Annotated in this window: 12 protein-coding genes; 2 read left to right on the plus strand and 10 right to left on the minus strand. The window is 58.7% G+C overall.

The features are described from left to right. Positions 1–208: 208 nt before the first annotated feature. Positions 209–934 (plus strand): response regulator transcription factor, encoded by a 726-nt coding sequence (locus AC07N6_RS11315; protein WP_494781931.1) that lies wholly within the window; start codon positions 209–211, stop codon positions 932–934. A 152-nt stretch (positions 935–1,086) separates the two neighbouring features. Here the strand turns inward: AC07N6_RS11315 and AC07N6_RS11320 are convergent, their stop codons facing one another. The 3 genes from AC07N6_RS11320 to AC07N6_RS11330 form a co-directional block, all read right to left on the minus strand. Continuing rightward, entirely contained in the window at positions 1,087–2,004 is a 918-nt protein-coding gene (locus AC07N6_RS11320) for a glutaminase (protein ID WP_494781987.1), read from the minus strand. 95 nt (positions 2,005–2,099) lie between these two features. Next, the gene (locus AC07N6_RS11325) at positions 2,100–3,308 is read right to left on the minus strand and encodes a M20 aminoacylase family protein (protein ID WP_494781932.1); all 1,209 of its coding nucleotides are present in this window, start codon (positions 3,306–3,308) and stop codon (positions 2,100–2,102) included. Positions 3,309–3,357: 49 nt separating this feature from the next. Further along, positions 3,358–4,644 (minus strand): MFS transporter, encoded by a 1,287-nt coding sequence (locus AC07N6_RS11330; protein WP_494781933.1) that lies wholly within the window; start codon positions 4,642–4,644, stop codon positions 3,358–3,360. A 111-nt stretch (positions 4,645–4,755) separates the two neighbouring features. On the opposite strand from AC07N6_RS11330, the gene AC07N6_RS11335 reads away from it, so the two are divergent. Next, positions 4,756–5,685 carry a LysR family transcriptional regulator gene (locus tag AC07N6_RS11335; RefSeq protein ID WP_494781934.1) on the plus strand — a complete coding sequence of 310 codons (930 nt, stop codon included), beginning with the start codon at positions 4,756–4,758 and terminating at the stop codon, positions 5,683–5,685. A 201-nt stretch (positions 5,686–5,886) separates the two neighbouring features. Here the strand turns inward: AC07N6_RS11335 and AC07N6_RS11340 are convergent, their stop codons facing one another. The 7 genes from AC07N6_RS11340 to argE form a co-directional block, all read right to left on the minus strand. Continuing rightward, positions 5,887–6,681: a transporter substrate-binding domain-containing protein gene (locus AC07N6_RS11340; RefSeq protein WP_494781935.1), complete on the minus strand. Its 795-nt coding sequence runs from the start codon at positions 6,679–6,681 to the stop codon at positions 5,887–5,889. Between the two features lie 287 nt (positions 6,682–6,968). Continuing rightward, positions 6,969–7,469, minus strand: coding sequence for a hypothetical protein (locus AC07N6_RS11345; protein ID WP_494781936.1), 501 nt, complete (start codon positions 7,467–7,469; stop codon positions 6,969–6,971). A gap of 184 nt (positions 7,470–7,653) precedes the next feature. Further along, on the minus strand, positions 7,654–10,287 hold the full coding sequence (locus tag AC07N6_RS11350; RefSeq protein WP_494781937.1) for a hypothetical protein: 2,634 nt from the start codon (positions 10,285–10,287) through the stop codon (positions 7,654–7,656). A 188-nt stretch (positions 10,288–10,475) separates the two neighbouring features. Next, positions 10,476–11,594 carry a hypothetical protein gene (locus AC07N6_RS11355; RefSeq protein WP_494781938.1) on the minus strand — a complete coding sequence of 373 codons (1,119 nt, stop codon included), beginning with the start codon at positions 11,592–11,594 and terminating at the stop codon, positions 10,476–10,478. Further along, entirely contained in the window at positions 11,578–11,958 is a 381-nt protein-coding gene (locus AC07N6_RS11360) for a hypothetical protein (RefSeq protein WP_494781939.1), read from the minus strand. The genes AC07N6_RS11355 and AC07N6_RS11360 overlap by 17 nt, the downstream gene beginning before the upstream one ends. 579 nt (positions 11,959–12,537) lie before the next feature. Continuing rightward, complete coding sequence (locus AC07N6_RS11365) at positions 12,538–13,899, minus strand: MmgE/PrpD family protein (RefSeq protein WP_494781940.1); 1,362 nt, start codon at positions 13,897–13,899, stop codon at positions 12,538–12,540. Next, positions 13,890–15,140: an acetylornithine deacetylase gene (argE, locus tag AC07N6_RS11370; RefSeq protein WP_494781941.1), complete on the minus strand. Its 1,251-nt coding sequence runs from the start codon at positions 15,138–15,140 to the stop codon at positions 13,890–13,892. Before argE ends, AC07N6_RS11365 begins: the two co-directional genes overlap by 10 nt. Positions 15,141–15,160 lie beyond the last annotated feature (20 nt).

The raw sequence follows: 15,160 nt of genomic DNA on the forward strand, positions 1-15,160 counted from the left end.
GCGTCACCGGTGAGCGGTGTCGCATTCCAGAAATGTTTTACGCGAAATAGAACCGCAACGTGGAATTTCCTAAATAAAACGAGGGATTTTGGTCTAATATAACTACTCCCTAAATGCAGAGGGAACTTTCAGCCGCACTGTTCTATAAAGCCCAGCGCGCATGTCCTGTGCAGCGGTAAGTGGCCACAAAAAGACCGATCGTCCGCCGATGAACATCGCATGTTATATCCGCAATTCCCATGTCTACGACCAGGTTAGAAATGCGCTAACCCGGGTCGGTCATCTGCCGACGCAGTTCGATACAGAAACGGCGTTGCTGCGCACGATGAAGCGCAAGACTTTCGACTTCGTCATTATTGCTCTCTCCAGCGTCGACAATGTAGACAGTATTCTTTCGTGGCTGAGCTTGCGCAGCGGCGGTTCGGCTCCGACCCTGGTCCTCTCTTGCGCGTCCGGCAGCGACCTGGTCGCCCGCGTGCTGGACAGCGGCGCGGACGATTTCCTGCAACGTCCGTTCGAGCCGGTCGAGCTGGTCGCGCGCATCAACGCGGTGATGCGTCGGTGCGCGCCGAAGAATAATCGTCGTGTGATCGAGTACGCCGGCTTCCTGCTACAGCACGACACCGCGAAGTTCAGCTACAAGGGCATCGCCATTTCGCTAACGCCGCGCGAATTCAGCATGGCGTGGCTATTTTTCTCCTCTCCCGGCGTCTACATTTCGCGGCAAACGCTAGGCTCGGTGATCTGGAGCACCGACAGCGAGATCGCTGGCCGCACCATCGAGCAGCACGTCTACAAGCTGCGCAAGAAGCTGCAGATCAACAACCGCAACGTCGTGGTCATCCGTACCGCCTATAGCCAGGGCTATCGGCTCGATCCGATCGACAACGACGAGGTGCCGCCGGCATCGATGTCATCGCTCGGGGACATCTGATCATCTGATGCAAGCAGATCCGGGTAAAAAAGTGGCGAATCCCATCAGGGATTCACCACCAAGCCAGGAACATCCAGCATCAAGCAAGAAAATCGGCCCTGGGCGATCCGCTTTAGCCGTGCGAATCCCCGCCCTGTATCGTTTCGGCGTCATCAAGCGAACACCGATAGCCCAGCCGTGTTGGAAATGAGTTCCAGCGCTTTCATCGCGCGCACCGAATTGCCGCGCGCATCCAGTCGCGGCGACCAGGCGCAGATGCTGCCGCACCCCGGTATTACAGCCAGTACTCCGCCACCGACGCCGCTCTTGGTCGGCAAACCGATGGCGAATGCGGTCATGCCGGAATATTCATACGTCCCGGTAGTCAACATCAGTGCACAGACACGCTGTGCCTCGCGCGACGACAGACGCCACTGCCCGCTTTGAATCTCACGCCCGCCATTGGCAAGGAAGAGTCCCGCGCGCGCCAACTCCACGCAAGAAGCTTCGATGGCGCAACTGGCGCAATAAGCGCGCACCACCTCACTGACCTCGTTGGAAAAATTGCCATGGCTTTGCATCAGATGCGCTGCGGCATGGTGCCGCGACGAGCTGCGCAGTTCGCTATTGAACACTTCCGAATCGTAGTTGATATCAGCGCTGCCGGTCAGTTCACGCATCAGCGATACCATCGCAGCTTCGAGATGGGTATTTCGGCTTAGCAGCGCATCGGCTACCGCCAGCGCGCCGGAATTCAAAAATGGATTGCGCGGTATGCCGCGCTCCAGCTCCAGTTCAATCAGCGAATTGAAAGGATTCGTACTTGGATTTTGCCCGACCCGCTGCCACAGGGATTCGCCATAGCTACGATAAGCCATCGTCAATAAAAACACCTTGCTGATACTCTGGATCGAAAATCGGGTATCGCCGTCGTCGACCGAGTAGACGCTACCGTCGAGCGTCGCTACGGCAATGCCGAACTGATCCGGAGCTACGCGCGCCAACGCCGGGATGTAGTCGGCCACCTGACCTTCCTGCTGGCAGACAGCAGATAGACGGGCCGCACGCTCCAGTATCTCGGTCCAGGGCAACGCCGCGAAATCGGCTGCCCGTGTCGACCTCGCCTCGCGCGCGACATTGCCCATCACCGCGCTTTGCAGCAGCATGGGGTCGATGACCGGCAACTTCACGCAGCCACGCCCAGGTAACGCTTCACCAAGGCGATCCAGTACGCCACGCCCGCATCGATGATGTCATCATTGAAGTCGTAGAACGGACTATGCAATTCGCGCGAAGTGGCCTGCTGCCCGGCCGGCTGCCCGCTGGCGATCACGCCATTGCCCAAGAAGGCATAACATCCCGGCTTGTGCTGCAGGTAAAACGCGAAATCCTCGGAAGCGAAGGCCGGTTCGGTGTCGGCATCGACTTGCTCCGCACCGACGGCCGCCATCATCGCCTGTATCGCCTGTTGCGTTTCTTCCGGATGATTGACCAGGGCCGGATAGAGGCGTTCGAAGTTGAACTCCACGTGCAGATCGAACATCTGCCCGGTCGCTTCGGCGATGGAGCGCATCCGGCGTTCGATCAGATCGAGCGTGTCGGCGTCGAAGCTGCGCACGGTGCCCGACAACGTGGCCTTTTCGGGAATGACGTTGTCGGCCGTACCGGTATGTATCTGCGTCACCGATATCACCGCACTATCATTGGGATTGAGGTTGCGCGTCAGGATGCTTTGCCAGGCCAGCGTGAGCTGCGCTGCGGCGACGACCGGGTCGATGCCGCGATGCGGCTGGGCGCCATGCGCGCCGCGCCCGATCAACGTGGCGCTGAACGTATTGCTCGACGCCATCAATGGCCCGGGACGCGCGCCGAAACTGCCGGCCGGCAGGCCCGGCCAGTTATGGACACCAAAGATGGCATCGGACGGGAAGCGTTCGAACAGACCGTCCTCGATCATCAGGCGCGCGCCGGCGCCGCCTTCCTCGGCCGGCTGGAACACGAAATGCACGGTGCCGTCGAAATCCACCCCGCGGCTCAGGCGCGCGGCCGCACCGAGCAGCATGGTAGTGTGCCCGTCGTGGCCACAGGCATGCATTTTCCCGGTGCAGGTGGAGACGTGGGAAAAGGTGTTTTCTTCGCGCATCGGCAACGCATCCATATCCGCACGCAGCGTGATCGCGCGCGACGACGCGCCTTTGCGCAAGGTGCCGACCACGCCATAGCCGCCGACGTTTTCTTCGACTTTCAGACCATACTCGCGCAGCAGTTCCGCAACGAAGCCGGCGGTACGTTTTTCCTCGAAGCGCAATTCGGGATGCGCGTGCAGATGACGTCGTATCGACACCAGATCCATGTCCTTGGACAAGTCTTTCTGCCCATCTTTAACGATATCCATGAGTATCTCTTCAGGTTGGTTGAGGTGAAAGCGCCGGGCGAATCCGCTCTCAGGCCGCTACTGCTTTTCGTTGCGTCCGGCCCAATACGCCGATCAGCGCCAGGCTCACAAGCGCAGCTGCGGTGAGATACAGGCCGATGACGAGCTTGTCGCCGCTGATCTGGATCAGGTTGGTGACGATCATTGGTGTCAAGCCGCCGAAGATCATCACACCCAGCGCATAAGATGTGCCGATGCCGGTGGCGCGGTATCGCGTCGGGAAGATGTTGGACATGACCAACGGCGCACACGCGGCATACAGACCCAGCGTGATCGAAATGGCGATCTGTACAAGCAGCAGCATCGGCAAGGTCGGTGTGGCGACCAGCATCTTGAACAATGGATAGGCCAGCACGCCCGCCAGGCCCGCCCCCCAAGCCATCGGCTTGTAGGGGCCAATGCGGTCGGCCAGCATGCCGACCAGAGGACAGATCACCAACAAGGTCAAGCCGGACGCAATCTGTCCGAGATAGGTCGACGCCACCGGCATGTTCAATTCACGTACGGCATAGGTGGTGAAGTAGTTCGACACCTGCGTCGCGACGGTCCAGAAGATCATGAGCGCAATACCGGTCAGAATGCCGCGGAAGTTGGCTTTCACCCCCACCAGGAAGGAATCGACCCGGTCCTGTTTCGCGCTTCGTTCGAACTCCGGGGTTTCCGGCAGCACGCGCCGGATGTACCAGCCCACAGGACCGATTACCAGGCCGACGACGAATGCCAGGCGCCAGTAGTCCTGCAGCATGCGCTCCTGACCATAGACCACGACGATCACAAAGCCGACGATGCCCCCCAGCAGCACGCCACCGCCCTGAGCCATCTGTTGGACAGAGCTGAACAGCGCACGATTGCGTGGCGATGCATTCTCCACCAGCATGGCCACGTTGCTACCGATCTCGCCGCCGGCCGAAAAGCCTTGCAGCAGACGCCCCAGCACCAGAATCACGGTCGCGGTGATGCCGATGGAGTCGTACGACGGGCAGAGCGCCGGCACAAGGGTGCCGATCGCCATCAACACCAGCGTGAAACTCAGTGCTTTCTTCCGGCCGACCTTGTCCGCATATTGTCCCAGGACCAAGGCCCCGACCGGACGCATCACAAAGCCCGCGGCAAACGTCATGAAGGTGAACATGAGCGCAGCATATTCGTCGCCACTGGGGAAAAAGGTCTTGGAAATCGCGACCGCGAAGATACCGAAAATAATGAAATCGTAGATCTCGAGGACATTGCCTATCGCTGCGGCGATCACTGCGCGACGTTGCATCTTCGGATCCAGGCCATGGCCTTGGTTATTCATAGAGTCTCCAATCGTTTTTTTAGTTGGTGCCAAAGTATAGGTCTTGTGCTCTATACTTAAAAATTCCTTTTAAATATAATATTTATACTTAATTGATATAGGCCATCCGCAATGGAATTCCGTCATCTTCGTTATTTCCTCGGTGTGGTCGAGCACGGCAGCGTGGCCGAGGCCGCACGCCGACTGCACATCGCGCAGCCGGCGCTGAGCCGGCAGATCAAGGGTCTGGAAGAAGAACTGGGGGCGGTATTGTTCGACCGCAGCGTGCGCGGTGCGTCGCTGACCGCCGCCGGGCAGCAGTTGGTCATCGATGCGCGCCGCATGCTGGACGACTTGCAGCAAACGCGGCAGCGGATAGCTCGTGTGGCCGAAGGACTGGAAGGTAATCTGCGTATGGGTATCACGCCCAACTTCGGTTGGCATCCGCGCATCCTGGGATCGCTGCGCAACTTCCATCAAGCCGAACCGCATATCGCCATGTCGCTGGAACCGAACCTGTCGGACCGGCAGTTGGAACGGATCAGGGAAGGTGATCTGGATGCGGGTTTTCTGGCATGGCGATATCCGCCCAATGACCAGTTTCTGGCGCGCGAATTCGGCGAAATCCAACTGTTCGAATGCCGCCTCAAGTTGGCGCTGCCGCGAGGCAGCCGGCTGGCGCGTCAGGTGCCAGCCAACTTGTCGGCGCTGAACGATGAACCGGCAATCTGGTTCCCCTCCGAGGTGGCGCCCGGCTACGACCAGTTCCTCAACTACCAATGCCAAACGGTCAACCTGGTGCCGCGCAAGGTCCAGTTGGCCAGCGATGTATTGAGTATCCTTGGCCTGGTCGCTGCCGGTCTCGGCTATGCCATCGTCTCCGATGTGACCGCCTATACCTGCCCGGAAGGTGTGGTGCTGATCGATCATCCGGAACTCACCATGCACCATCCGGTGTCCTTCGTCTATCGTGCCGACAACAGCAATCCGACGCTGAGCCGCTACATGGTGCATCTCAAGCAGATGCAGTCCACCGACGCGAACGCGCAAGACCGCGATTAGACGAGGATGAAAACCGATCGGCCGCGGCCGGTGCGCGCACAAGCCGATCTGGCTCGCCCGTCGGCGTCACCGCCCCCCTCTTTTCCGCACCCATCTCTTGCCCGCGGGAATCTGCTCATCGATGCACGAAGACATATTGTCAGTCGGATGTGAACGCTCTGCTTACGCTAAAGATGGGCGCGGCTCCGCTACGCCGTGAATCTACTGGTAGACGTTAGCGATCTTGTCGGGCATCGGTACGTTGAGCCACTTCTTGACGGTGCCCTGGAGTTCGCCGCTCTTCTTGGACGCGGTCAGCGCGTCATTGATCTTCTCCAGCAACGGGCCTTCCCCCTTGTTGACGCCGACGACACAGGTCGAGACGTTGATGACGTACTTCAGGACCGGCTTGTTGTCCGGCGTCTTCTCGGCCAACGAATAGGCCACGAAGTCACCGGTACCGATGATCTGCACCTGCCCGGAAACGTAGGCGGAGATCAGTCCGTTGTTGTCTTCATAACGCTTGAACACGGTCGTCTTCGGCGCCGACTCGGTCAACATGATGTCTTCGAACGTGCTGCGGGTCACCCCCACGGCCTTGCCTGCCAGATCAGCGGGACCGGCGATCTGGAGCGTTGCCGGCGCAAAGACGCTGTTGTTAAAAGGCGCATAACCTTGCGAAAAATCCATCACCTTCTCACGCTCGGCATTTTTACCCAAGGTGGAGATGATCATGTCGATCTTATGCGTCTGCAGGTAGGCGATGCGACTGGCGCTCGGTACGGGGATCAATTCAGCCTTCACACCCAAACCCTTGGCCACGAGCTTGGCCACGTCAATGTCAAGGCCTTGCAATTGCATATCGCCATTGACCGACCCATATGGCGCAAAATCCTGCGGCACACCGATCTTGACCACGCCGGCCTTCTGAATCGAAGACAGATTGTCGGCAAAAGCTGCGCTCGTGACTGCAGACAGCGCCATGGATGTGATGAATGCCAACCTGATGAATTTCATGTTTTCCCCTTGAAGTGGTCGCCCGAATAATTGGATTGATCTTACGTTATGCCGCGAGCTCAGTGTAATCCGCGGCGCCCACACTAGAAATTACCGAGTTACGATAGGAAATATACTCATAAAGCATATGAAGAAAACGGGAAGTACCTGACGCTGACCAGTTGTCATCGCCGCCTGCGGCAGAGATATGCCCCGCACGGTGGTATCGCGAGCGCCAGAAGGGATGCTCGCCATGCGATCCAGTTCACACGTCCGACAACATCGAAGCTGGCGGCATCAATACAGGCTCAGGCAGCAGCACTGACATTCGCCATCGACCTGTTTTTGAAAAAGGCCGCGCTTCCTCCACGCTTGACCGTGCTACTACCGGACACCGCTTCCTCGCCGGGCAGCAAATGGGTCGCCTGCCATTCCTTGGCCTGCGCTGCCAGTTTTCCCAGCGCGTTGAGCGTATCGAGCGCGGTCTCAGCATCGAAAGAGACGCGCTCCATCAGCACGACATGATTTACCGTCGTATCGATCGAGAAGCACGGTTGTCTATTGGAAAAGCCGACCAGATTGAGGTCCATCAGCCGGTACAGCACGATCAGTCGATCCGGTCCGGATGGCAACGGGCCGAAATCACAGTACACATTCATGTAGCGCTCGGTGTCGCTGCCCACATCCACCAGCGTAAATTTGATGTCATCGACCTCGATGTCGGCGCGTTCGTACAGCGATTGCGGATGGGCAATATGCGCCAGCTCACAGAGCTTGTCGATGAATCGATAAAATTGTTTGATTGCCATTTTCAATCCTCATTGAAGGCTGAGACTCGAATGGAAAGCGCGGCCGGCCTGTGGCCGACCGCGCGTTTCGATTGCGTTACCCGGCAGCTTGCGGTGAGATTGCGATCAGTCCCTGCAAGCTGGCACCTGATGCCGGTGCCACCGCAAGATGATGCGCAGAAGCGAACTCATCGCAACGCTGCGCTCAGCGATTTGTCGTTAATTCCAGTTCGCGCCCTCCAGGCAATTCACCCGTGGTCGATGGTCCTGCGGCGTCCTGGAGCGCTCCGTGCATCGTTTCTACGTTCTCCATGAGTTCGATGCTTTTCTTGTCCATCTCTTCTGCCAACGCTGGATCGGCTTGTGCGACTTCTTTCTTCAGGGTATGGACCGTGTCGACTGATTCAAAAAAGTGCTCTCTCGCATGACCCGCGGGAATCGATTCCTGCGCCAGCACCCCCAGCCGCTTGGCCAAGGTTGGCCACAGTTCTTTTCCGAAACCGGCACGAAGACCGGTGCGCTGGAATCCTGAACCCTCGTCGGGACGGGTACGTTCCGCGCGATGTGGTTCACGATCTGCCAGCAGGGCGCCCAGGTAGGTCGTGTTCGACGCCGAGCTACGGCCGCCGGCCAATTGGGCAATTTTTTCTCTTGCGCCCTTGGGGTGCGTAACGATATTCAACAGCCGGAACGACGAATAGATCAGCGCGGCGGTGACCATCAAATTGACCGCGGCCAGCGTCGACTGCAAGGCGATGGTTGCCTTTTCGTCAGGCGTCTCCCCGGATGTCCGATACTTGTCGATCGCCATGAAGACCTGGGCCAGCTTCGAAAGGATAAGCGGGCCATTTTCGCCGCAGATCCCCAGCTGGAATGCAGCCCAGAATGCCAGGCCATAGGTCGTCATCACTTCCTGGGGCAGTTTCATGCGGGCAAGCCCTTGTTTCATCCCGATGCGGAATTCCGGGCTGACGGGTCCCGTCACGAAATCCTTCAGCCCGCCGAGCACGCTGGACGATGGCGGAGTGAATTGAAAGCCAAGCCACACTTCCGCTTCATTTTTTGCTGATACTTGTGACAGCGTGCCGCTGGCGACATGCGGAATGTCTTTGGCCGTATCGTTTCGCAGGCTGATCTTTTCCTGCAGTTTTTGTTGTTTCGCCTCAGGAAGCGCATTGATCGCTGTATTTACCTGGGCTCTCAGTGCCTGGGCGCGCTCGATATCTCCCTCAAAAATTCCCGACTCATGACCTTCTGATTCAAATTCATTGAGCTTGACAACCATCGCCCATTGCTTCGGTTCGAGCTTGAGCGTCTTTGCTATTTCCGTATCCAGTTCGCCGACGCGGGCAGTGAATATCTGTGCCAGCGCGCCTCCCGCGACCTCGAAGGGATCGCGGATTTCATCGCGAAATTTTTTCAGCGTCTCTTCCTGGTCCTCTCCGGGCAGGGGTCCGGATGCGCGCATACGCAAATAGAACATTCTCAACTGCTTGTTCTTTTCGTCGTCACCCGAGATCATCATATGCGCGGCGAACTGCGCACCTGCGATGCCGAGCTGCGCACTACCACCCACGGTGCCGCCCAATACGGCTGCAAGCGGCCCCACGACCAGATTGCCGTAATACTTCAAGCCGTTGGCAATCCCCTGATTCTGGAACCCTTGCAGATAAACCCGGTTCAGATCGGCGCGCAACAGATATTCATGATTTGCCGCTTCCAGTTCCTCAGTGGCGCTTTCCAGCTTTTGTAGTGCTTTTTTCTTTGCGACGGCATTGTCGCTTCCTTTCACTGCCTGCCACTCCTGCAAGGCCTTATCAGCATTGATTTTCACTTCTTTCAACTGCTTGTCGACCTCGTCGATCATTTTTGTACCAAGCAGATTCTGGATATTTGCCGCGTAGTTGAACAATCGGTCCGACCACGTGACCGATGCCAATGTGGTCGCCGCATAGGTGAGCGGTTGAACAACCCCGGCGATGCCCAGTGTGGCCAGCGCACCCGCGCCTGTCACCGCCAGGCGGCCTGCGGCAGAGCTCGGGTGGATAAATGAGGGAATGGCGGTGGTAGCGCTCAAGATCGCCGGGGCGGCGACACGAGATGCATAGGCGGGCGAACCGGCCCGCTTGAAACCATTTTCCAATGATTTCCGGTCCAGCTGGTGTGCATCCAGATAGTCGACCAACGCTGCGTCCCAAGCCGCACCTACATCCTTCCAGGCCTGTTTCTCGCTTTTCTCCATTTCCGACACCGCCGCTTTGAGTCCGTCGGGAGAAAGAGCGGACAGGCTTTCTTTGACCAGCTTGCGCACGCTTTCCGGGAGATCCTTCACGTCCAATGCCTCGTCAGTGTGTTTCTGAACGTCCTTCAACTGCCGCAGCTGGTTGGTCTTCAGGGCAGCTTCGAATTCCAGGTCGAGCGCCTTCGATTTCTTGGCTTGGAATGCATCGTACTTGTCCACCTTAACCGGCTTGGACTCCCGTACCTCTTTGATTGCTTGCTCGTACACGCCCAATATTTGATGGACATTCTGAGGTGCCGATGGGAAAAGATGTTCCTTACCTTTCCCCCACAAATTCAAGGCGTGAACCCGTTGGGGAACCGCTGCGGGAGCCATTGCCTGCAGGTGCGAAACAGGAAGAACGTCCACGGGTTCGGTTGCCTTCTGCTTGCCCTTCGCCGTTCCAGAAAGATTGCCTGAAAGATCGCTTTTCGCGGCCTTGGCTGTCGGCTGGGAAGTGAAAGTAGAGTCGGTAGTGGGATTTTTCGTCATCTCGATGACATCGCCGACCGGGCTGGTTGACCGTGTCTGCGCTGTTGGAGTAGTTCCTTGGACCATTTTGATACCTTTCTTTTGCAACGTAACCGGTACCGATGGTTGGTGTGCGCATTCGACGCATTCATGCGGCCTGCCCTGGCACGACGAATGTCGCAATAGCCTATGGTATTGATTGCGTTACGGTGACTTGCAGCCGGCACGCGCCAGCTGCAAGATCCATTAGTTGTGTTCGATGAGGTGGGTTTTACTCAAGCTGCGGCCAGCAGGGATTGCGCCGCTTCTTGACGTTGCTTCACGTCCATTTCTTGGGCCAGCGCATACATGGCGGGGGCGGTCGGGAATGCAGGCAGCTTGCTGAAATCCTGAAAGTCCTGCGTCGGTTCCGGCAGCTTGCTACCCGTTGCCTTGATCTGTGCGCGCAACTCAGGATTGATGCGCATACCTACGAGTGGCAGATTGATCGTTGCTTCCTCGCCATCGATCTCCGTCTTGAAGACGAATTTATTCCAGTGCCCGGCCTTCTTGGCGCTTTCCGTATTTTTGTCATTCCACCCTGGGGTGTGGTCTTCGACATGTTTCTTGGTGACCGCAATCATTTCTGCGCCGCATTTCGCGTTGTAGAGTCCTGCAATGGGGGCCATGCAGGCGAAATGAATCGGGGTGCCAAGTTTCTCGTGATTGACGGTGTAGAGCAGATCCATGATGTTTTCAAAGCGGGTGTCCTTTTTTCCCGCTTCCAATTTCATCTTGCCGCCCTTGCAGATGCTGATGGCGGTCCCTTCCTGAGTGACGCCACCGACTGTCTGGAAATTGTCCTTCGATAGAGCGAACAGTTCGGCACCACCATACCCGGCTGAAGGACGAATCAGCACTGATACACCGTTGTCGCCCATCGCGACCTTCGAGGCTGCCAACAGGCTGCGGAAGTTTTCGACTCCTTCTGCACTGGCATGCAATTTCAGCGCTTGCACGCCATCATGTTCGACCAGTTCGCCGTATTTGCTGAAGTCACCCGACTCCTTGCACGTCGTCAATTCGTTGCGAAGTTGCAGACCTTTCAGCGCCAGGGTGTCCAGCTCGGTTTGGCTACCGCTACCGGGGCCGGCGGAGGCAATCGAAGTGATGGAATTGCGCGGGTTGACCACTTCCAGCGTGCCGGTATTGCCAGTGGTACTGTTACGGGCCTCTTGCACCAGTTGATTTTGAAGGCCGGTATTCCTCGTGCGGACAGGCACCGAAATCGATGACGGCTGCTGCGTACTGCCTTCGTGTCGGCGCGGCGGCGGCAGCATTTCGTCCCCCTCGTCCACACGGTTGGTATTGCTGCAGCTGGAGAGACTATTGATAAAGCTAGGAATGATAGGCATGATCTTCTTTAAAATGAATTAGATAAAAAAAGCTTTTGTTGCGCCGGGCGTCCATGACGCCGCGATCAAAAGCTGATGTTTGCTTGCATGAGCCGTAGTCGGCGCTGTGCAATCGCGTGTAACGCCCCCGGCGGCGCGTCGCAGTCGCATCGCATTGTTTCGCTTCGGCGAAGACGATCACGATCGCGGCATCCAGCGTTGGCCGGGGAAAGAACGAATGACCGGTCTTGCGGAAATCGCATCCTGCTTGGCCGGAAATCGAAGCTATCGTTGACCATGGGTGTAACGCGCAATGGCCGGAGTTCCATCGCCGGGTCTTGCGCTCGACGACAGGCCATGGCCGATGGAAAATCGTCGGCGACAAACGTGGATCTCGATCAACGCGCTTCGCAGATCACGGACGCGCCGGCTGATCCGGATGGGATAGGTTGTGAAGAAGGTATGTGGTATCTGCCAGGGGCACCCGCGTCGCTGCGGATAGAGCCGACCACCGTGCGCGCAGCGTTGCCGCTAAAAGACAGATCGATGGCGCGCACGTCGACGTGGGTATCTTCTTATGATCGTTGTCCCCACGGCGGGGCCGTCTACCCGCGTGGCTCCAGCCGTCGGCCTTCGTGGCGGACATCGCGGAGCCGAAAGAAACCGGCGCCGTGACAGCCGCTCGGGCGGAAAGTCCGGGGCCATCGGTACTAATGCCGTTCAGTTAAGCGCTGAACGGCATTTTTGTTTATGGAGTTCAGACTCCGTTCGCCCTGAGTAGCTGCGCAGCAGCGTATCGAAGGGCAGGCAAGACCGGTAAGCTGACACGCTGGCTTCGATACGGCCCTGGCGGGCCTACTCAGCCCGAACGGACTCTGTGAATTAGCCTTAACTGAACGGCATTAGGGCCATCGGTACCGGATTTTCGCTGCGCGGGACGCCTGTGTTTTTTTATGATGGAAGTTCAGGCCCGCAGGCATTGGACCACGGATTCCAATGCCGCTACGTGGGAAAAATTACTGAAACGCTCGAACAGGCCGTTGGCATCGGCGCCCGACGTATTGCCGCGCGCGCACTCGGTGAATTTGATGCGCTGCTGCTCTTCGGTCAACGGGTTCTGGATGCAGCCCTTGGGATAGATCGCCTGATGCTCGATGACCCTGCCATCGGACAGCGTGATACGCGCCACGCAATCTCCTCCCCACGGCAGGCTTGCCGCCTCCGGCAGGATCTGCCTGACATGCATCTGCACCAGCGGCATCAGGCGCTGGACCTTTTTGTCAGTCAGCGCCTGCTCCGTGAAATGGCTCATGCGGGGAATCCCGTGCACCAATGCCAGCGCGGCGCAGTAGTTCATGCTGAAACGCGCTTCCGATGACGACACCGGATTCTGGTAACGCAAGTTGGCCACCATGAATTCGGGCATGTGGATATCAATGGCCTTGATGTCCTCGGTCGCGAACACATGGTCGTCGGCCAGCGCCAGCATCGCGTCGATGCCCAGGTGCGACGACATGCATGACGGGTAGAGCTTGGCCACCAGGCCGTACTCGTCGATGGCCAGGCGCGCGCCGGGAAACATCTCGGGCGAGAAGATGCCGATGTCGCCGCTTCCCGCATATAACTCCTCGAACGACCATTTTCCCTGCAGGGTATTGGTCACTCCGGTCACGCCGGCGCTGGCCAGCTTGGCCGCCATCACGCCATGCATGGCGGCAAAGCCGGCATGCATCGGCTTGACCATCGAGCCGAACTGGCGCTTGCTGCCGCCCGCCAGGCTGGAGCCGATGCTGATGGCGTGCAGGATGCCTTCCCGGTCGAGTTTCATCAACACCGCGCAGGCAGCGGCCACGCCGATGGCGCCGATGGTGGAAGTGGCATGCCAGCCCGATTCGTAATGCGAGGGGTTGACCACCTTGCCGATCTGCGCCTCGACTTCCAGCCCGGCGATATAGGCATGCACCACCTCCACCGGCTTGGCGGCGATATCCTCGGCCAGCGCCAGCAGCGCCGGTACCAGCGAGGCGCTGGCATGCGTCACCGGCGGGAAGAAGTTATCGTCGAAGTCCAGCGCGTGGGCGGCGCAGCCGTTGATCAACGCCGCCCACGGCGCCGAGACGGGACGCTTGTGGGTGACCGCGCTGGAGCGTCCGCTACCATCGTCGGGCGTGATCTTTCCAGCGCCAAGCACCGCCGGCTCATTGCGTCCGCCCAACACACAGCCCATGACATCGGCAATAGCGGCCTCGGCGCGCTTGATCGAAGCCAACGGCAAAACCTTGCTGCCGTCGGCGCACCATGCGGCAAGCTGTTCACTCAATTCCATGCCGCCGCTCCTTGCTGGTTGACGGCCTGGCCGGCGTCGACGCTGGTGGCCATCACGTATTTGTCAAAAAACGCCTCGCAACGCGCAAGTTGCTCAAGCGTGACGAATTCATTGGGTTTATGCGCGTGGGCGATATCGCCGGGGCCGCAGATCACCGCCGGAATGCCGGCGGCGCTGAACAGGCCGGCCTCGCTGCCGAACCCGACCTTGCTGGCGCGCTCGGCGCCAAGAATACGGATGGCGCGCTGGACCACGTCGTCCGAGGGCTGCGAATTGAGGCCGGGATAGGACGACAGGATCTCGAACTCGACCCGGCCGGCGCTGCTGCCATGCTCGCCCTCTGCCTCGACCTTCATCCGCGGCAGCATCGATTGTTCGACGTAGCTGCGCAGTTCGTCCAACACCTGCTGCGGATCGACGCCCGGCAAGAACCGGTGCTCGAAGACAAATTCGCATTTGTCAGGGATCGTGTTGACCACCTTGCCCCCCTGGATCACGGTGGTGACGATGGTCGAATACGGCACGTCGAATTCACGGTCCCAGGTTTCGGATCCGCGCACCCGCTGGGCGATCTCGCGAATGCGCACGATCAATTCGGCGGTGAAGTCCACCGCATTGATGGCCAGTTGCGGCGAAGAGGAATGCGCCGAATGTCCGTGCACCGAACAGCGGTAAGCGCGCTTGCCCTTGTGCGCCAGCACCGGCAGCATCATGGTCGGCTCGCCGACGATGCAGGCGGTAGGCTTGATGCCGTTGGCCTTGAGGTCGTCGAGCAGGCCGCCTACGCCCAGGCATCCCAGTTCTTCGTCGTACGAAAAGGAAAAGTGGAGCGGTGTATGCAGTTTCTGGCGCGCCAGGCTGGGCAGCCGCGACAGGCACACTGCGATAAAACCCTTCATGTCGCAGGAACCGCGGCCGTAGATGCGATCACCCAGCGTGGTGGCCACGAAGGGATCCGTGTCCCATTGCTGCCCGTCCACCGGCACCACATCGGTGTGGCCGGAAAAGACGGTGCCAAACCCCGGGCCTTCGCCATAGGTGGCGAACAGGTTGGCTTTCTTGCCGCCGGCGTCGTAGGTCAGCCTGACCTGGGCGCCCAGTTTCTGGAGCGTATCGCGCGCCCATTCGATCAGGCCCAGATTGGACTCGCGGCTTACCGTGTTGAAGCCGATCAGCGTCGACAGCAATGACAAGGTCTCGGCTGAGGGCTGGACTGGCGTAATCAATTTCTTGTTTTCCATTGGATCGGGTCAATCAACTC

Source organism: Herbaspirillum sp. GW821-FHT09A12 (genome assembly GCF_059418325.1).

Excerpts from the sequence above, each read along its gene's own strand:
- AC07N6_RS11315 (WP_494781931.1), top strand. The coding sequence starts at position 209 with ATGAACATCGCATGTTATATCCGCAATTCCCATGTCTACGACCAGGTT.
- AC07N6_RS11325 (WP_494781932.1), bottom strand. The coding sequence starts at position 3,308 with ATGGATATCGTTAAAGATGGGCAGAAAGACTTGTCCAAGGACATGGAT.
- AC07N6_RS11330 (WP_494781933.1), bottom strand. The coding sequence starts at position 4,644 with ATGAATAACCAAGGCCATGGCCTGGATCCGAAGATGCAACGTCGCGCA.
- AC07N6_RS11335 (WP_494781934.1), top strand. The coding sequence starts at position 4,756 with ATGGAATTCCGTCATCTTCGTTATTTCCTCGGTGTGGTCGAGCACGGC.
- AC07N6_RS11340 (WP_494781935.1), bottom strand. The coding sequence starts at position 6,681 with ATGAAATTCATCAGGTTGGCATTCATCACATCCATGGCGCTGTCTGCA.
- AC07N6_RS11345 (WP_494781936.1), bottom strand. The coding sequence starts at position 7,469 with ATGGCAATCAAACAATTTTATCGATTCATCGACAAGCTCTGTGAGCTG.
- AC07N6_RS11350 (WP_494781937.1), bottom strand. The coding sequence starts at position 10,287 with ATGGTCCAAGGAACTACTCCAACAGCGCAGACACGGTCAACCAGCCCG.
- AC07N6_RS11355 (WP_494781938.1), bottom strand. The coding sequence starts at position 11,594 with ATGCCTATCATTCCTAGCTTTATCAATAGTCTCTCCAGCTGCAGCAAT.
- AC07N6_RS11365 (WP_494781940.1), bottom strand. The coding sequence starts at position 13,899 with ATGGAATTGAGTGAACAGCTTGCCGCATGGTGCGCCGACGGCAGCAAG.
- argE (WP_494781941.1), bottom strand. The coding sequence starts at position 15,140 with ATGGAAAACAAGAAATTGATTACGCCAGTCCAGCCCTCAGCCGAGACC.